The 18,384-nt window shown below is 60.8% G+C and carries 15 protein-coding genes; 13 read left to right on the top strand and 2 right to left on the bottom strand.

All coding sequences use genetic code 11. The features are described 5' to 3' along the window. Positions 1-73 precede the first annotated feature (73 nt). The 10 genes from hcp to QDI87_RS06290 all read left to right on the top strand — a co-directional run bounded on the left by hcp (position 74) and on the right by QDI87_RS06290 (position 10,053). Positions 74-1,708, top strand: coding sequence for a hydroxylamine reductase (hcp, locus tag QDI87_RS06335; protein ID WP_036374305.1), 1,635 nt, complete (start codon positions 74-76; stop codon positions 1,706-1,708). 242 nt (positions 1,709-1,950) lie between these two features. Further along, positions 1,951-2,631 carry a Crp/Fnr family transcriptional regulator gene (locus tag QDI87_RS06330; RefSeq protein ID WP_036374303.1) on the top strand — a complete coding sequence of 227 codons (681 nt, stop codon included), beginning with the start codon at positions 1,951-1,953 and terminating at the stop codon, positions 2,629-2,631. 4 nt (positions 2,632-2,635) lie between these two features. Then, positions 2,636-3,268: an ABC transporter ATP-binding protein gene (locus QDI87_RS06325; protein WP_036374300.1), complete on the top strand. Its 633-nt coding sequence runs from the start codon at positions 2,636-2,638 to the stop codon at positions 3,266-3,268. Next, positions 3,240-3,908, top strand: a complete 669-nt coding sequence (locus tag QDI87_RS06320; protein WP_036374298.1) for a heme exporter protein CcmB — start codon at positions 3,240-3,242, stop codon at positions 3,906-3,908. Before QDI87_RS06325 ends, QDI87_RS06320 begins: the two co-directional genes overlap by 29 nt. A gap of 30 nt (positions 3,909-3,938) precedes the next feature. Continuing rightward, positions 3,939-4,589 carry a cytochrome c biogenesis protein gene (locus QDI87_RS06315; protein WP_036374296.1) on the top strand — a complete coding sequence of 217 codons (651 nt, stop codon included), beginning with the start codon at positions 3,939-3,941 and terminating at the stop codon, positions 4,587-4,589. Beyond that, a complete protein-coding gene (locus QDI87_RS06310) occupies positions 4,586-4,954 on the top strand; it encodes a cytochrome c maturation protein CcmE (protein WP_036374293.1) in 369 nt (122 codons plus the stop codon). The genes QDI87_RS06315 and QDI87_RS06310 overlap by 4 nt, the downstream gene beginning before the upstream one ends. 57 nt (positions 4,955-5,011) lie before the next feature. Then, on the top strand, positions 5,012-7,144 hold the full coding sequence (locus tag QDI87_RS06305) for a heme lyase CcmF/NrfE family subunit (RefSeq protein WP_278742540.1): 2,133 nt from the start codon (positions 5,012-5,014) through the stop codon (positions 7,142-7,144). Positions 7,145-7,269: 125 nt separating this feature from the next. After that, positions 7,270-7,758, top strand: a complete 489-nt coding sequence (locus QDI87_RS06300; RefSeq protein WP_036374287.1) for a cytochrome c3 family protein — start codon at positions 7,270-7,272, stop codon at positions 7,756-7,758. After that, positions 7,751-9,043 carry an ammonia-forming cytochrome c nitrite reductase subunit c552 gene (locus tag QDI87_RS06295; protein WP_278742538.1) on the top strand — a complete coding sequence of 431 codons (1,293 nt, stop codon included), beginning with the start codon at positions 7,751-7,753 and terminating at the stop codon, positions 9,041-9,043. The genes QDI87_RS06300 and QDI87_RS06295 overlap by 8 nt, the downstream gene beginning before the upstream one ends. Positions 9,044-9,192: 149 nt before the next feature. Then, positions 9,193-10,053: an AraC family transcriptional regulator gene (locus tag QDI87_RS06290; RefSeq protein WP_036374281.1), complete on the top strand. Its 861-nt coding sequence runs from the start codon at positions 9,193-9,195 to the stop codon at positions 10,051-10,053. Between the two features lie 192 nt (positions 10,054-10,245). On the opposite strand, the gene moaC is transcribed toward QDI87_RS06290, so the two are convergent. Both moaC and QDI87_RS06280 read right to left on the bottom strand, forming a co-directional pair. Then, positions 10,246-10,746, bottom strand: coding sequence for a cyclic pyranopterin monophosphate synthase MoaC (moaC, locus tag QDI87_RS06285; protein ID WP_036374278.1), 501 nt, complete (start codon positions 10,744-10,746; stop codon positions 10,246-10,248). A gap of 114 nt (positions 10,747-10,860) precedes the next feature. Further along, complete coding sequence (locus tag QDI87_RS06280; protein WP_036374275.1) at positions 10,861-12,201, bottom strand: MFS transporter; 1,341 nt, start codon at positions 12,199-12,201, stop codon at positions 10,861-10,863. 242 nt (positions 12,202-12,443) lie between these two features. Here QDI87_RS06280 and QDI87_RS06275 point away from each other — a divergent pair, with 242 nt between their 5' ends. The 3 genes from QDI87_RS06275 to narH all read left to right on the top strand — a co-directional run bounded on the left by QDI87_RS06275 (position 12,444) and on the right by narH (position 18,383). Then, a complete protein-coding gene (locus QDI87_RS06275) occupies positions 12,444-13,151 on the top strand; it encodes a Crp/Fnr family transcriptional regulator (protein WP_081828381.1) in 708 nt (235 codons plus the stop codon). 134 nt (positions 13,152-13,285) lie between these two features. Next, entirely contained in the window at positions 13,286-16,969 is a 3,684-nt protein-coding gene (locus QDI87_RS06270) for a nitrate reductase subunit alpha (protein WP_036374272.1), read from the top strand. Further along, on the top strand, positions 16,959-18,383 hold the full coding sequence (gene narH / locus QDI87_RS06265) for a nitrate reductase subunit beta (RefSeq protein WP_036374269.1): 1,425 nt from the start codon (positions 16,959-16,961) through the stop codon (positions 18,381-18,383). The genes QDI87_RS06270 and narH overlap by 11 nt, the downstream gene beginning before the upstream one ends. The last annotated feature ends 1 nt before the right edge of the window (position 18,384 follow it).

Here is an 18,384-nt window from a genome sequence, read left to right as displayed (position 1 = left end):
GCGCAGGACTTCTGCTATGATAAGGTCAATGAAACGAAAAACCAATGTGTGTTTGATATAAGGAGAGTTGATCATGGAAAATAAGATGTTTTGCTTTCAGTGTCAGGAAACGGCTGGCTGCAAGGGCTGCACGCAGGTAGGCGTCTGCGGCAAGAAGCCGGAAGTCGCAGCGATGCAGGACCTGCTCATCTACGTGACGAAAGGCCTCTCCGCTGTCACGACGCGCCTGCGCGCTGAGGGCAAGCAGGTTGCTCGCGAGGTCAACCACCTCGTGACGAAGAACCTCTTCATCACGATCACGAACGCGAACTTCGACCGCGAGGCCATCATCGAGGCCATCGAGACGACGCTGAAGGTCAAGGCTGAGTGCCTCGCAGCGCTCACGAGCCGTGAGAACCTGCCGGAAGCAGCGCTCTACAGCGACGGCCGCGACGGCTTTGACGAGAAGGCCAAGAAGGTCGGCGTCCTCGCCACGGAGAACGAGGATGTCCGCAGCCTGCGCGAGCTCACGACGTACGGCCTCAAGGGCCTCGCTGCCTATGTCAAGCACGCCAACGTCCTCAATCAGGAGAACGAGGCCATCGATGCATTCATCCAGTCGGCACTCGCGCGCCTGCTCGACGACGGCCAGACGGCTGAGCAGCTGACGGCTCTCGCACTCGAGACGGGCAAGTTCGGCGTCGACGGCATGGCTCTGCTCGATACGGCGAACACGCAGGCTTACGGTAATCCAGAAGTCACGAAGGTTGACCTCGGCGTGCGCCAGAACCCGGGCATCCTGATCTCGGGCCATGATCTGCGCGACCTCGAGATGCTGCTTGAGCAGACGGAAGGCACGGGCGTCGACGTCTACACGCACGGCGAGATGCTGCCGGCTCACTACTATCCGAAGTTCAAGCACTACAAGCACTTCGTCGGCAACTACGGCAATGCTTGGTGGAAGCAGAAGGAAGAGTTCGAAGCGTTCAACGGCCCTGTCGTCCTGACGACGAACTGCCTCGTTCCGCCGAAGGATTCCTACAAGGACCGCATCTTCACGACGGGCGCTGTCGGCTTCCCGGGCTGCCCGCACATCGAGGCAAAGGCTGACGGCACGAAGGACTTCAGCGCTGTCATTGAGATGGCCAAGAAGTGCCAGGCTCCGAAGGAGCTCGAGAAGGGCCAGATTGTCGGCGGTTTCGCACACGAGCAGGTCTTCGCCGTGGCCGACAAGGTTGTCGAGGCCGTCAAGAGCGGTGCCATCAAGAAGTTCGTCGTCATGGCTGGCTGCGATGGCCGCATGAAGAGCCGCGAGTACTACGCAGAGTTCGCCAAGGCTCTGCCGAAGGATACGGTCATCCTGACGGCTGGCTGCGCGAAGTACAAGTACATCAAGATGGACCTCGGCGACATCGGCGGCATCCCGCGCGTCCTCGATGCCGGCCAGTGCAACGACTCCTACAGTCTCGCCCTCATCGCGCTCAAGCTCAAGGAAGTCTTCGGCCTCGATGATATCAACAAGCTGCCGCTCGTCTTCAACATCGCTTGGTACGAGCAAAAGGCCGTCATCGTCCTGCTGGCCCTGCTGCACCTCGGCGTCAAGAACATCCACCTTGGACCGACGCTGCCGGCTTTCCTCTCCCCGAATGTCGCCAAGGTTCTCGTCGAGAACTTCGGCATCGGCGGCATCACGACGGTCGAGGACGACATCAAGACGATGATCGGCTGATAGCCACCCCGACATTTCCTAGCATTCTCTCAAATCCATATACACCATACACCTGCAGAGAGCTGCCATACGGCAGCTCTTTTTGCGTATCGATGTTGCTGATTTTTTTCGGCATTGTATTGTTTTTGACATAGTGATGTTGCTCTTGCAACATCACTATGCGCTTCTCATTGCTATAATACAGATAAATGAAATGATTTATATAATTTAGAGGGAATCAAGAACATTCAGGAGGGAGAGGGATGGGAATCTACGATCTGGACTTGCAGGAGTTGCCTCTCTTCGAGGGGCTCAAGGCCGACGAGGTGGACCAGTTCATCCAGGCGACGGGGGCCAAGGTCAAGCGCTACGGCAAGGAGATGCGCATCCTCAAGGCGTACGAGGCGAACAGCCGCATCGGCATCATCGCGGAGGGCGAAGCGCTCGTCATTGCGGAGGACCGCTTCGGCAATGAGTCGGTCGGGCACCGGTTGGGCCGCGGGGCGCTGTTCGGCTCGACGACGGCCATCCTGCCCGAGTACGCGAACCCGACGGCCATCGAGGCCGTCTCGGATGTCCTCGTGCTCTGGGTGCCCTACACGGCGCTCATCGTGGCCGGGCCGAGGCTCGGCCGCATCCACGGCATCGTCATGCGCAACCTGCTCGTGGCCTTCTGCCGCAAGAACGTGCTGATGATGCAGAAGCTCGAGGTGCTCTCGCAGAAGACGCTGCGCGAGCGGCTGATCCTCTACCTGCTGCAGCAGATGAGCCGCCAGCAGGCAGACTGCGTCAAGGTGCCGGGCCGCGTGCAGCTCGCCAAGGAGCTCGAGTGCAACAGGAGCGCCCTGACGCGCGAGATCGGCCTGATGAAGGAGAAGGGGCTCCTTGAATGCGGCCCGGACTGGATGAAGCTCGACGAGGCGCGGCTTCGCGAGGAGAGGTGAGTGTATGGTCAGCCTGACATTCTCGGATGTGACGAAGCGCTTCGGCGGCCGGACGGTCATCGAAGGCCTTTCGGCCACGCTTGCGGGCGGCACGGTCACGGCGGTGACGGGGGCGAACGGCAGCGGCAAGTCGACGCTCCTGAAGATGGCGGCGAAGCTCTTGCTGCCGGACGCGGGGAAAATCGTGGCCCGGGACGGTGAGCAGGAACTATGCAAGGCGTCGTACCGGTCGAGGCTCGCTATCGTCACGCCGGAATTCCACGCCTACCCGAAGCTCACGGCGCGAGAGAACCTCGATTTCTTCCTGAGCTTTCGCCGCGCAGAGGCCCTCTCGGACGCGCTCTACGAGCAGCTCTTGGAGCGCGTGGGGCTCGCGCCGGGGGCGGTGGATGGCAAGATGGTCGAGCAGTTCTCGACGGGTATGAAGAAGCGGCTGCATTTCGCGATCCTCCTGGCGTCCGAGGCGGATGTCTGGCTACTCGATGAGCCTGGTGCCAATCTCGATGCTGTGGGCCGCTCGATGGTGCGCCGGGAGGCACGCCTCGCAGCTGATGGGGGCAAGCTCGTGCTGCTCGCGACGAATGACAGAGAAGAGGAGGCGGAGGCCGATGCATGCATCTCTCTATCGGGCCGTTGAGGCGGTCTTCCGCAAGGAGGCGCGCATCTCTCTGCGCTCGCGCTCGTCGTGGCTCGTCGTCCTGATGTTCGCGCTGACGACGCTCTCGTGCGTGAGCCTGCTGATGCAGGGCGATGTGCTCTCGCCGCGCCTTGCGGCCGCCATGCTCTGGGTCATCCTGTTCTTCTCGCTGCTCTCAGGCGCGGGCCGCGGCTTTGCCGATGAGGAGCAGGCGGGGACGCTGATGGCGCTTTCGGTCTACGGCAGCTCGCAGGCTGTCCTCTTCGGCAAGGGGCTCTTCATGGCAGTCCTGCTGTTTGCGCTCTCGCTGCTCATCGTGCCCGTCTACCTCGTGCTTATGGATGTCGCGGTCTTTGCCTGGGGCCTGCTCCTCCTGACACTGCTGTCCGGGACGTACGGCATGGCGATGGCGGGCACGCTGCTCTCGGCGCTGATGGCCGGTGCCAGGGCGCAGAACGGCCTGCTCTCCATCCTGATGCTGCCGGTGCTGCTGCCAATCCTGCTGCCGGCCATCGTGCTGACGGCGGGCTGCTTCACGGGCGATGTGAATGGCTCGTACCTCGTCGGCATGTTCCTCTATGACGCGATTATGACGATTGCCGCATCTTTGCTTTTTGACTTCCTCTGGTATGAGGACTGACATGCGGATATACGATAAGGAGTTGATTGGATGAAGTCGTGTGAGAAGGGGCTCTGGGCCCTCATCCTGCTGCTGACGGCAGGCCTTCTGTATGCCGTGTTCTTCCTCGTGCCGCCGGCCGAAGGGCTCGGCAACCTCGTGCGCATCGCGTTCTTTCACATCCCCGTGGCTTGGGTTGCGGTGCTCGCCTTTCTCGTCAGCGCTTGGTATGCTCTGCGCTACCTGCGGCGGCCGGCAGAGCGCTTCGACGCCATCAGCGCGGTGTCCGCGCGTCTCGGGATTATCTTCGTCGTATTCGCGACGCTCAGCGGCGCCGTCTTCTCGAAGCTGACCTGGGGCGCGTACTGGAACTGGGACCCGCGGCAGACGACGATCTTCGTGCTGTTGCTCATCTACGCGGCATACCTGACGCTGCGCTCGGTGATCGCGGACGAGCGGCGCCGCGCGCGCGTCTCGGCCATCTACGCGCTGTTCTCGTTCCTGACCGTCCCGTTCCTCGTCTTCATCATCCCGCGGTTCTACTTCTCGCTGCATCCCGCTCCCGTCCTCAACGGCAGCGGCTCCATCGACATGGACCCCGTCATGCTGCGCGTGCTGCTGGCGTCATTGCTGGATATGACGCTCATCTACATAGCCCTGCTCTGTCATCGCGTGAAATCTGAAAGAGGTGCATCATCATGAAACGCAAGATCCTGCTCGTCGCGCTATTGCTGGCATTCGTCGGCTACGCCGGCTGGAGCTTTGCCGATTCGGTCACGCCGTACGTCGGCATCAAGGAGGCGAAGGCGGCTACATCTTCGAGTGTCCAGGTCAAGGGATTGCTGGCCAAGGATGCACCGGCTCCGCACATGGAGGGCAACGACTTCGTCTTCACACTGCAGGACGAGGAGACGGGCGAGGAACTGCTCGTGCACTACCACGGCACGAAGCCCGACCAGTTCGACGAGGCGCATCACATCGTCGCCATCGGCAAGATGCAGGGCGAGGCATTCTCCTCGGACAAGCTCCTCATCAAGTGCCCGTCGAAGTACGAGCAGCAGAAGTGAAGCGGCCTGCAGGCAATTTCGATGCAACCTGAATGCAATCCATGGGGGATTTATCGTATGATTGGAACAATATCTCTGGCAACATCTCTGTTTTTCGCCTTGTTGGCCGCGATGGCCTACGGCTATGCAATGAAGGTCGAGGAGGAGCAGGACAGGGCTCGGCGCTGGGGCCGGTGGTCGCTCTTGGGCGCGTGCCTGGCAGCTGTCGTCGCCTCTATCTATCTCTGGGCGATGATCCTCGGCGACCACTTCGAGATCGCCTATGTGGCGAGCTACTCGTCGAGAGAACTGCCGCTCATGTACAAGATCTCGGCCTTCTGGGCCGGGCAGCAGGGGTCGCTGCTCCTTTGGCTGCTCATCCACGCGCTGGCCTCGCTGTACCTCTGCGGCAGGGAGCGCATGACGGCGGCGGGGCTCACGGTCTACTCCGCCCTCGAGTCGCTGCTCGTCATCCTCGTGCTGGCCAAGAGCCCCTTCGTGGCCTCGGCGACGGCCGTGCAGGACGGCGTCGGCCTCAATCCTCTGCTGCAGGACCCGTGGATGGCCGTGCACCCGCCGATCATCTTCATCGGCTACGCGCTCTTGGCCGTGCCGTTTGCCTATGCGATGGGCGCTCTGCTCAAGGATGAGGCAAAGGGAAATTGGTTGGAATCGGCGCGCCGCTGGGCGCTGCTCGCCTGGGGCTTCCTCGGCGCCGGCGTCTTCATCGGCGGCTACTGGGCCTACAAGGTGCTCGGCTGGGGCGGCTACTGGGGCTGGGACCCCGTCGAGAACTCCTCGCTCGTGCCGTGGCTGCTCGCGGGGGCGTTTGTCCACGTACTGCACGTCGCCAAAAGGCGGCCTGCGGCGCTGTCCGTTCTGCACCTTTCTGTCATCTTCACGTTCGCGCTCGTCATCTACGGCACGTTCCTGACGCGCAGCGGCATCCTCGGCGATTTCTCGGTCCACTCGTTCAGCGGCACGAGCATCGGCATGACGCTGGCCGTCGTCAATGCCATCGTGCTCATCGGCGGCCTCGTGCTGCTCGCGCTCAAGGCGGGCAAGCTGCCGCAGGGCAAGGTCTACGAAGACTATGCGAGCCGTGAGTTCTGCCTGCTCCTGGGCGCTCTCGTGCTCGTCTTCATCGCCGCCATCATCTTCATCGGCATGTCGATGCCGCTCTTCACGCAGCTCATCGGCAAGCCGGCCGCCGTCGATACGGACTTCTATGTGCGTACGACCATGCCGCTGGCCATCGCTATGTGCCTCGTCATGGCCGTCGGCTCCTGCCTGCGCTACGGGAAGCCGGCGGAGCCGCAGGGCAAGGTCGTGCCTGCCGTACTGGCCGTGCTGGGCTTTGCACTTGCGTTTCTCGCAGGCGTGCGCTCCCCGGGGCTGCTTGTGCTCGCAGCTGTCTCCATTCTGCTCCTCGGCGAGACGCTCATCAGCTGGCGCAGCCATCTGCTGCGCTTTGGCGCGGTGATTGCGCACGGCGGCGTGGCACTCGCGCTCTTCGCGATGGTGCTCTCTGGCGGTGCCAGCCAGTCGCTCTCGCAGAAGTTCAAGACCGGCGCGAGCGCAGAGATCGCCGACCACACGGTCACGTATGAGGGCCAGGCCTTCGCCGAGGATGGCACGATGAAGTACTACTGCTACCGCGTCGACGGCAGCGAGGCGCGCGCCATGACGAAGCTCCACAAGAATGGCGAGGATGCCGCGCGCGAACCGGCCATCGCCCACACGCTCACGGGCGATATCTACATCGCGCCGACACCGCCGAAGGACACGGGCCGCATGGAGCTCCTCCTCAAGCGCGGCCGCATGGAGATGGGCGACATCTTCGCCTACCGCTATGACGACGTCACGATGGAGAACCAGCCGGACGGCACGATGCTCGTGACGGCCACGATTGCCGTGACGGACGGTGAGACGGTCGAGCACGCACAGCCGACCATCATCGCGACACGCGACGGCGGCACCTCGACGCCTGTTCCCGTCTTCGGCGGCCAGAAGCGCATCCGCCTGACGGGCATCTCCGGCAACGACTCGCAGGCGCGCCTCGAGATCCTGCCGTCGGCTGAGGAAGAAGCGCAGATTGCCGTGACGGCCTCCGTCAGCACGAAGCCCTTCATCTACCTGCTCTGGATCGGTGCCATCGCCGCCTCGCTCGGTTGCTTCTTGGCCATGCGCGCCATGCATTCATCAAAGTGAGTTATAGAAAAATAAACAATATTTAGCAAGGCGTTGCTCGGGCAACGCCTTGCTTTTTCTCATCATGATATAATGAGTGCAAATAAGGCAGAGTAAGAAAGCAGGAAGAGAGGAGGGGGAGCAGAGTGGAGTTCAAGGAATTGTTTCAGAAACACACGCTGGCCTGCCTGGCGGGCGGCTTCGTCATCGGCGTGGCGGTCTGCGGCATCGGCTCAGCGGCCATGGCCTTCTCGGGATCGCCGGCCTTCTGCGGGTCGTGCCATGCGATGAAAGGAGAGGCGGCAACCTTTGCGATGTCTTCGCATCGTGCGCTGGAATGCACGGACTGCCACCTGCCACACGACAATGCTGTGCACTACATGTTCGAGAAGGGGCGCACGGGCATGATCGACACGTATCATGAAGTGCTGCGCGACTATCCGGCGAACATAAAGATCTCGTCTGAGGGCAGACAGACGGTTAACGACAACTGCCTGCGCTGCCATCAGACGACGATGGGGAGTGTCCACGCTGACGTCGGTGTCAGTATGGATACTGGCGGCGACTGCCTCAAATGCCACAGCAGTATCGCACATGGCTCGAACCATCTCGAAGGGGGGATAAAAGTTGAGTAGGCTACAGAAGATATTGGCGGGAATCATAGCTGTCTGCGTTGTATTCTTTGGCTTTGTCGTCGTCCGCATCGTCGCGGCACCGAACGACACGAGTGTCAAGCTCGCTAAGATTCCCCAGGACAAACAGCTCGGCAAGGAAGCCTATAAGGAAGCTTATCCGCTCGAGTACAATTCGTTCATGAAGAACAATGACACTTCGCCGTCGCCGACGGGGTACGGCGGTGCCCAGGCGGAGAACTCGCACCTGACGGAACAGCCGGAGATGGTCGAGAACTTCAAGGGCTACAAGTTTGCGCTCCAGTATGATGATGACCGCGGTCACACGTACGCAGGCGAGGACTTCAAGAACACGAAGCGCCTGCCCGGCCAGAAGGGCAACTGCATCACCTGCAAGAGCTCGTACATGTACGATGTCTACTACAAGCAGAGCGGCTGGGATTACGCCTCGAAGCCGATCGACGAAGTCATGGCACCCATTGAGGACGACCAGTGGTTTGGCTGCTCGACGTGCCACGATCCGGAGACGATGGAGTTGCGCGTCTACCAGCAGGGCTTCATCGACTCGATGGCCCGCCGCGGCATCGATGTCAACAACGCTTCGCACAACGACAAGCGCGCTTACGTCTGCGCACAGTGCCACAATGAGTACTACTTCACGAAGGAAGACGGCCGCGTCAACCATCCGTTTGACAACGGGCTCGATGCGGAGTCGGAGTATGAGTTCTATCAGTCCGGTCAGGCTGGTGCCTTCAAGCAGGACTGGATCCATGCAGATTCCAAGGCCCCGATGCTCAAGGCACAGCATCCGGACTTCGAGACTTGGGCGACGAGCGTCCACGCTGACGCCGGTGTCACCTGTGTCGACTGCCATATGCCGTACATGAGAGAGAACGGCCAGAAGTACACCTCGCATTGGATGACGAACCCGCTGAAGACGACGGAAGAGTCGTGCCTCAAGTGCCACGACGAGAGCGCTGAGACGCTCAAGGCGCGCGTCCAGACGATCGGCGACAACACCTTCAAGCTCCAGCGCATCGCTGGCAAGACGGTTGCACAGGCCCACAAGACCATCAAGGCCGCCATGGATGCCGGTGCGACGGATGAACAGCTCGAAGAGCCGCGTCAGCTCGTCCGCGAAGCGCAGTGGTACTGGGATTGGGTCGCCGCTGAAAATGGCATGGGCTTCCACAATCCGGACAAGATCATGCGCACGCTCGGCCTCTCCATCGACAAGGCACATCAGTGCATCGAGAAGACGAACGCCATCATGAAGGGCAGCCTCTGATCCTTACGGCGATACCTCGGATACAACTCCTATCACATATGGGAAAGCCAGCTCGGAAGCGAGCTGGCTTTCTTATTTTTGCATATTTGACTGGTTATGATAGAATAAAAAGAAAGTATCGAATGTAAGTACGTTAGAGATGATAGGAAATGGACAAGATAAAATTCACGGAGATGCCGACGGAACACGAGGCCCGTCTCTACCTGACGACCATCGGCGAAGAGGAGATGCTGCCGGGCGGGAGCTGCGGCCCCAAGGTGCGGCCGTATTATGTGCTGCACTACGTCACGAAGGGATGCGGCAGATTCTTTGTCAACGGCATGGCATACCACCTGCAGGCGGGGCAGGGCTTCTTCATCGCGCCTGACTACGAGACGCGCTATGAGACGGATGGTGATGAGCCCTGGAGGTACATCTGGGTCGGTGCATCTGGTGAGGAGATGAAGCATCTCATGCATGACATCGGGCTCAATCAGGCGAACCCCATCTTCTCGTGCCATCAGGGGGAGCGGCTCATCCGCTGCCTCCACGACATGCTGGAGCACCGCCAGCTGACTTTGACGGACCATTACTATCGCATGAGCACACTCTACCGCTTTATCGCCATCCTCAGTGAAGAGCGTCAGGACCACCGGTCGATAGAGCGCGGCAATTCGTACGCTGCAGATGCCATGACGTATGTGCGCCATCACCTGCACGAACACATGAGCACGGCGGACATCGCCGCGACGATGGGCCTCAACCGCAGCTACCTCAGCAGCCTGTTCCGCAGCAAGACGGGCATGACGCTGCAGAAGTACATCCAGACCTGTCGCATGACGCGGGCCAAGTACCTGCTCGAGAGCACGCATCTCTCAGTCGCGAGCATCGCGGAGTCCTGCGGCTACGAGAAGGGCGAGTCGCTGAGTCGGATCTTTCGCCGCATGTACGGCATCGGCCCGGCCGATTATCGCAAGCTCTTTCTGGCAAGCCAGCAGGAGAAGCGGCGCGCGGCAAAAAATAAAAAATAAAATTGTAAAACGCAAAAAAAAAGAGCCTGCACATCGCATGCTGACTCGAATGAGGGAAAAATATAAGGGGAGATGGATGAGGGGGGAGCTGACCTTACAGCTCATTCAATCCATCTGCTTTATATGGTAGTACGTTTCGAATGAAAGGGCAAGCCAATCTTGTTGGAAGAATCCCCCCATTTGTTGGGTTGGTCACTTCTCTGTGATATTTTTGCGCAGGTAGGTGCCGCTCTTGCCGCCCGTCTTCTTGTCGAGGTGGATGGACTCAATCTCCATGCCCTTGTCGAGCGCCTTGCACATGTCGTAGATGGTCAGGAGTGCGACGCTGACGGAGTGCAGCGCTTCCATCTCGACACCCGTCTGTCCCGTGACCTTGACCGTGGCGCGCGCCTCGACGGCGCATTCTTCGGGCAGCATCGTGAAGTCGACGCTGCACTTCGCAATCGGCAGCGGGTGGCAGAGCGGGATGACAGAGCTCGTGTTCTTGGCCGCCATGATGCCGGCGATGCGGGCCGTGCCGAGTACATCGCCCTTCTTGGCCGTGCCCTGCTCGATGGCCTCGTAGACCGCCTTGTTCACGCGGATGCGCCCCGAGGCGATGGCCGTGCGGCTTGTCTCCTTCTTCTCGCTGACGTCGACCATGATGGCCTGTCCGCTCTCGTCAAAATGTGTGAGTCCGTTCTCGTATGCCATAAAAGATCATCCTTTCTCATTGCGTATTCGCTGTCTAGAATTTTACCATAAAATGCAGAAGTCAGGCTATCCGTTATCAGCAGACAGCCTGACTTTTATCGCGATATCCGTGTATCAGCACTTGATGCCGGAGCCCTTTCTCGCGTAGAAGACGTACGTGATGAGGATCGTCAGCACCGTGAAGGCGATGATGATGTAGAAGGCCGGTGTGACGCTCTGGAAGTTGGTGTACGACCAGCCGAAGATCTTCGGGATCAGGAAAGCGCCGTAGGCGGCAATCGCTGCCGTGAAGCCCGTGACGAGCGAGGCGTGGAACGGGTTGTCGAAGATGTAGGGGATCATGCGGAACGAAGCGCCGTTGATGAAGCCCGTCGTCAGGAAGAGCAGCAGGAACGCGCCGAAGAACAGCGCGAAGGCGTGCGTCTGGATGCCGAAGAGCACGACGATGCTCGCAGCGAGCATGATGAAGAGCGAGACGAGCGTGACTTTGGAGCCGCTGTTGAGGCGGTCGGCGAGCCAGCCGCCGACCGGGCGGATGCCGGCGCCGATGAACGGTCCGAGGAAGGCGGCCATCGAGAAGGAGACTTCCGGGAATTCCTTCGAGACGAGCAGGCCGAGTGCGGCGGAGAAGCCGATGAAGGAGCCGAAGCCGCAGGTGTAGATCCAGCACATGAGCCAGGTGTGCTTATTGCCGAAGATCGAGAGCATGCTCTTCGGGCTCTGCTTCGGCAGCGGCAGATTGTCCATGAACATCCAGATGAGCACGAGCGTCAGGGCTGTCGGCACCGTCCAGAAGTAGCAGACGTTCTGCACGTACATCATGCCGCTTGGCGTCTCGACGCCGGGGCCGAAGAACGAAGAGAGGTTCCAGCCGAGCAGCAGAGGCGCCGTCAGGTAGATCAGCGAGACGCCGAGGTTGCCGATGCCGGCGTTGATGCCGAGCGCAAGGCCTTTATGCGCCTTCGGGAAGAAGAAGCCGATGTTGGCCATCGAGGCGGAGAAGTTTGCGCCGGCGATGCCGATGAAGGAGACGAGCAGGACGAACGTGTCGTAAGACGTCGTCGGATCCTGCAGCGCGCGCCCGAGGCCGAAGAGCGGGAAGAGCAGCAGGGCCGTCGTGATGAAGGCCGAATTGCGGCCGCCGATGAGGCCCGGCAGGTACGTGTAGAAGAGGCGGCCCGTCGCGCCGACGAGACCCGGCAGTGCAGCGAGCGTGAAGAGCTGTTCATCGGAGAAGTGGAAGCCGGCCATGTTGAGCTTGGCGGCAATCGTCGCCCAGAGCGTCCAGACGACGAAGGAGAGCACGAGGGCCCATGTCGAGGTGTAGAGGTTCTGCTTCGCGATCCTCTCGCCGAACTTCTTCCAGAAGACGGGATCCTCCGGGGTCCAGTTCGCTAGGATCTCCTTGCGCGTGGGATTTGCCCCCAATTTTTTTGTCACAGCTGATTCTGCCATACGTTGACTCTCCTTTTCGTTGAATTTGGTATGAAACCTTGCTAAGCAATAAGGAACGATAAACTCTTTGTCACATTATAGAGGAGATACCTCAAATAATCTGTAAAAAAAATCACGCTATATGTAACAAATATCACGGCGCAGGTAAAAACTTTCCCGTATCCTGAACAGGAATACACCATCCGTGTCGCGAATCAATAACGATAAGGGATTTATCTGAGATAGAAAAGGGGAATCGATCTATGGAAGAACGGAAGACGAAGCAGCAGGACCAGATGGAGTCGCTCGTGCGCCATTTCTATGAGATACCGGGCAAGGTCGTCATGCTGCACGACGGCGAATATCTCTTCCACGAAGGGGATATGGCGCGCTACTTCTACATCGTGCGCTCGGGCCAGATCTTCATCACGAAGTACGCGATGTCGGGGCGCGTGCTCTCGCTGCGCCTCGCCTCGCGCGGCAGCATCATCGGCGAGCTGCCGCTTTACGAGAAGGAGCCGGTCTACATCTTCAACGCCGTGGCGCAGAGCGCCGCGGAGGTCTACGCGATCGAGTTCCCCGTGCTGCAGAGCTACCTCGAGAAGAAGCCGGCACTTGCCGTCAGCCTGCTCAAGATCATGGGCGCACACATGCGCAAGCAGCACTCGAAGTTCCGCGACCTCCTGCTCTACGGCAAGAAGGGCGCGCTCTACTCGACGCTCATCCGCCTGGCCAACAGCTACGGCAAGGAGATGGATGGCGGCATCCTCATATCGGTGCCGCTGACGAACCAAGAGCTGGCCAACTACTCGGCGACGGCGCGCGAGAGCCTCAACCGCATGCTCAGCGAGCTTCGCAAGAGCGACATCATCGAGTACCGCGGCCATCTGATCTTCATCAAGGACATCGACTACCTCAAAGAAGCCATCCAGTGTGAGAATTGTGGCAGGGAAATCTGCAACATTGAATGAGCTGAATCCATACTGCTGAGACGCGAAATGCGCCTCGGCAGATTTTTTTTGCGCAAAAGACGGCGGCCGTGATGTTTATCACATGAGTGGGAGATAAAATCGGATAAAATGAGATACAACAGGAGGGTGATGACGTGAGCAATATCTTTACAAAATGGAAGCATCTCATCCCGGTTGAGAAATCGGCGACGGGACATCAGCAGCTCTTTGAAGGCGGCCGTGAATGGGAAGACACCTATCGCGACCGTTGGTCTTTTGACAAGTGCGTTCACTCGACGCACGGTGTCAACTGCACGGGCTCGTGCTGCTGGAACATCTATGTCAAGAACGGGCTCGTGGCCTGGGAGAACCAGGAGCACAATTATCCGGAGACGAGCCCGGACATGCCGGACTTCGAGCCGCGCGGCTGCCCGCGCGGAGCGACGTTCTCGTGGTATCTCTACAATCCGCACCGCATCAAGTATCCGTATCTGCGCGGCGAGCTCGCTGCGCTCTGGCGCGAGGCGCGCAAGGAGCACAAGACGGCTCTTGAAGCCTGGCAGAGCATCGCCAATGATCCCGCCAAGACGAAGCGCTATAAGGAAGCGCGCGGCAAGGGTGGCTTCGTGCGCTCGAGCTGGGATGAAGTATCGGAACTCGTCGCCTCGTCGCTTCTGCACACGGCGATGAAGTACGGCCCGGACCGCAACTTCGCCTTCGCCGTCATCCCGGCGAAGTCCATGCTGTCGTACGCGGCCGGCGCGCGCTTCATGCAGCTCATGGGCGGCGCTTCGCTGTCGTTCTACGACTGGTATGCCGACCTGCCGCCTGCAAGCCCGCAGGTCTGGGGCGACCAGACGGATGTGCCGGAGTCCTCGGACTGGTTCAATGCCGGCTACATCATGACCTGGGGCTCGAACGTGCCGCTGACGCGCACGCCGGATGCCCACTTCTTGGTAGAAGCGCGCTACAAGGGCACGAAGGTCGTCTCGATTGCGCCGGACTACGCGGAGTCGACGGCTGTAGCAGACACGTGGATCTCGCTGAAGGTCGGCAGCGATGCGGCCTTTGCCATGGCGATGGGCCATGTTATCCTCAACGAGTACTACTGGGGTGAGCCGGCCGAGTTCTTCACGGAATACACGCGCCATTACACGGACTTCCCGTTCCTCGTGCAGCTTCAGAAGCGTGCCGATGGCAGCTACGAGTCGGGCCGTTTCCTCAACGGCAAGGACATGGGTCGCACGGACAAGCACGCGGAGTTCAAGCACTATGTCATCGACGAGCTCACGGGCAAGCTCGTCGTGCCGAACGGCACGATGGGCGACCGCTGGGACAACGAGAAGAAGTGGAACCTGCGCGAGGAAGACCGCGATACGGGCGCGAAGATCGTGCCGCAGCTCTCGGTCTTCGGCCAGTTCGACGAGGTCGTCGAGGTCGAGTTCCCGTACTTCGGCAATGAGCGCGAGGAGCGCGTCATCCGCCGCATGGTGCCGGCCAAGCGCGTCAAGACGAAGGCGGGCGAGATCCTCGTCACGACGGTCTACGACCTGACGCTCGCCAACTACGCCGTCGACCGCGGCCTCGGCGGCGCGTGCGCTTCCTCGTACGACGAGGATGTGCCGTACACGCCGAAATGGCAGGAGAAGTACACGGGCGTCCCGGCTGAGACTTGCATCCACACGGCCCGCGAATTCGCCGACAATGCCATCAAGACGCAGGGCAAGACGATGGTCATCATGGGCGGCGGCATCAACCACTGGTTCCACGCCGACGTCGTCTACCGCACGATCCTCAATCTCCTGCTCTTCACGGGCTCGGAGGGCCGCAATGGCGGCGGCTGGGCTCATTACGTCGGCCAGGAGAAGCTGCGTCCGGCAGAGGGCTGGGCGCGCATCATGACGGCCACGGACTGGCAGGCACCGCCGCGCCTGCAGAACTCGACGTCGTTCTACTACTTCGCGACGGACCAGTGGCGCAGCGACGAGGTCGACATGAAGGATCTCGTCTCGCCACTGACGAGCCCGCGCTACCGCCATGCGGCCGACTACAACGTCATGGCCGCTCGCCTCGGCTGGCTGCCGTCTTACCCGACGTTCAACAAGGGCGGCCAGCAGCTGACGGACGAAGCGAAGGCGAAGGGCGAGGACCTCAAGAAGTACGTCGTGCGTTCCCTCAAGGACAAGAGCCTGCAGTTCGCGGCAGAGGACCCGGATGCTCCGGAGAACTTCCCGCGCAACCTCTTCGTCTGGACGGCGAACCTGCTCGGCTCGTCTGCCAAGGGCAACGACTTCTTCAACAAGTACCTGCTCGGCACGGAGCACACGGTCTTTGCCGAGGAAGAGGGCCCGACGCGCCCGACGGAGATCAAGTGGCGCGAGCAGGAGGAGCTCCAGAAGCCGGGCGGCGCTGCCGAGGGCAAGCTCGACCTGCTCATCGACATCGACTTCCGCATGGCGGGCACGGCACTCTACTCCGATGTCGTGCTGCCGACGGCCACGTGGTACGAGAAGGACGATATCTCTTCGACGGACATGCATCCGTTTGTCCATCCGTTCCAGGCCGCTGTCGATCCGCTCTGGGAAGCTAAGAGCGACTGGGATGTCTTCCGCACGCTCGCAGAGGCCGTCTCGAAGGTCGCCAAGGAAGCCGAGCTCAAGCCGTATGAAGACCTCGTCGCCGTGCCGATCGGCCACGACAGCGAGGGCGAGACGGCTCAGCCTGAGGGCCTCGTGCGCGACTGGAGCAAGGGCGAGTGCGAGCCCATCCCGGGCAAGACGATGCCGAATCTCGTGCCGGTCAAGCGCGACTACACGAAGACGTATGAGAAGTGGATCGCGCTCGGACCGAATGTCTCCAAGAAGATGGGATCGCTGACGATGACGTGGGATTCCTCCGATGAGTACGAGGAGATTCGCACGCGCAATGGCGTCATCGAGAACAAGGACTTTGTCTCGTACGGCATGCCGTCCATCTACGACGCACGCCAGGCCGTCGAGGCCGTCATGGGCCTCTCGACGACGACGAACGGCAAGGTGGCCGTCAAGGCCTTCAAGAGCCTCAACGAGAAGACGGGCCTCAAGGGCCTCGAGCATCTGGCCAAGGACCGCGAGAACGAGCGCTTCACGTTCGATGAGATCGCTGCGCAGCCGAAGGAGACGATCACATCGCCGACGTTCACGGGCAGCAACCAGGGGCGCCGCTACACGCCATTCACGACGAACATCGAGGAGCTCGTGCCGTTCCGCACCGTCACGGGCCGCCAGTCCTTCTATCTCGACCACGAGATGATGCGCGAGTACGGCGAGGCCATGGCGACCTTCAAGCCGATCCTCGACTACCGCCCCATCAAGAATCTCTTGGGCGGCACGAAGGAGATCACGCTCAAGTACCTGACGCCGCACAACAAGTGGTCGACGCATTCGATGTACTTCGACAGCCAGCAGCTCTTGACGCTGTTCCGCGGCGGCCAGACGGTCTGGATGAGTGAGAAGGATGCCAAGGAGATCGGCGTGCGCGACAACGACTGGATCGAGCTCTACAACCACAACGGCGTCGTGACGTCCCGCGTGGCCGTCTCGCCGCGCATCCCGCAGGGCACGGTATTCATGCACCATGCCCAGGACCGCCACATCAATGTGCCGGCCTCGAAGATCACGGGCACGCGCAGCGGCACGCACAACACGCCGACGCGCATCCACATGAAGCCGACGCACATGATCGGCGGCTATGGCCAGCTCAGCTATGGCTTCAACTACTACGGCCCGACGGGCAACCAGCGCGACATGTACGTCGTCGCGCGCAAGATGCAGGGGGAGGTTGACTGGCTTGAAGATTAAAGCACAGATTTCCATGGTCATGAATCTTGATAAGTGCATTGGCTGCCATACGTGCTCCATCACTTGCAAGAATGTCTGGACCAACCGCGAAGGCGCGGAATACATGTATTTCAACAATGTCGAGACGAAGCCGGGCATCGGCTATCCGAAGAACTGGGAAGACCAGGAGAAGTGGAAGGGCGGCTGGAAGCTCGGCAAGGATGGCAAGCTCTCGCTGCGCACCGGCTCGAAGCCGGAGCGCCTGCTGAAGCTCTTCTATCATCCGGACCAGCCGGAGATGGACGATTACTACGAGCCGTGGACGTACGACTACGAGACGCTCATCCACTCCAAGCGCCGCAACCATCAGCCGATTGCCCGCCCGCGCTCGCTCATCACGGGTGAGCGCATGGAGATCAAGTGGGGCCCGAACTGGGAGGACGACCTCGCCAACGGCGAGTCGGCCCGCCAGGACGTCAACCTCAAGAAGATCTCGGAGGACATCACGCTCGAGTTCCACGACCTCTTCATGAAGTACCTGCCGCGCGTCTGCAACCACTGCCTGAATCCGGCCTGTGTCGCCGCGTGCCCGTCGGGTGCCATCTACAAGCGCGAGGAGGACGGCGTCGTACTCGTCTCGCAGGATGGCTGCCGCGGCTGGCGCCACTGCGTGCCGGCCTGCCCCTACAAGAAGGTCTACTTCAATTGGAAGACGAACAAGGCCGAGAAGTGCATCTTCTGCTTCCCGCGCCTTGAGAACGGCCTGCCGACCGTCTGCTCCGACACGTGCGTCGGACGCCTGCGCTACATGGGCGTCCTGCTCTATGACATGGACAAGGTCGTCGCCGCCGCTTCGACGCGCGATAAGGGCGAGATCTACCACCAGGTGCTCGATGTCATCGCCGACCCCAATGACCCCGAGGTCATCGAGGCTGCGCGCAGAGAGGGCATCTCGGAAGCGTGGATTAAGGCGGCTCAGGAGTCGCCCGTCTACAAGATCGTCAAGGAATGGCAGCTCGGCCTGCCGCTCCATCCGGAGTTCCGCACGCTGCCGATGGTCTGGTACGTGCCGCCTCTCTCGCCAATCACGCGCCGCATGGAGGCAAACTGCTACCTGCCGGAAGCCGATGAGATGCGCATCCCCATTGCGTACCTCGCTGAGATCCTCGCTGCGGGCAACACGTCTGTCATGACGCGCACCCTGCAGCGCCTCTTGGACATGCGCGCCGTCATGCGCGCCAAGACGACGGGCGACGACCTGCCTTCTCGCCTCGAGTTCGCGCCGGAGGTCTACGAGAAGATGTTCCGCCTGCTCGGCATCGCCAAGTACAAGGACCGCTTCAACATCCCGGCGGGCATACAGGGAAAGAGCCACGCCGAGATGCGCAAGGAGCAGGGCGGCGGCCTCTACACCTGCCCGGGTGGGGGGTGCTGAT

Source organism: Mitsuokella jalaludinii, from assembly GCF_928722185.1.
In the GTDB taxonomy this organism is placed as follows: domain Bacteria; phylum Bacillota; class Negativicutes; order Selenomonadales; family Selenomonadaceae; genus Mitsuokella; species Mitsuokella jalaludinii.
Note: the sequence above shows the minus strand (reverse complement) of the source record. Positions and strands in the feature narration are given on the sequence as shown.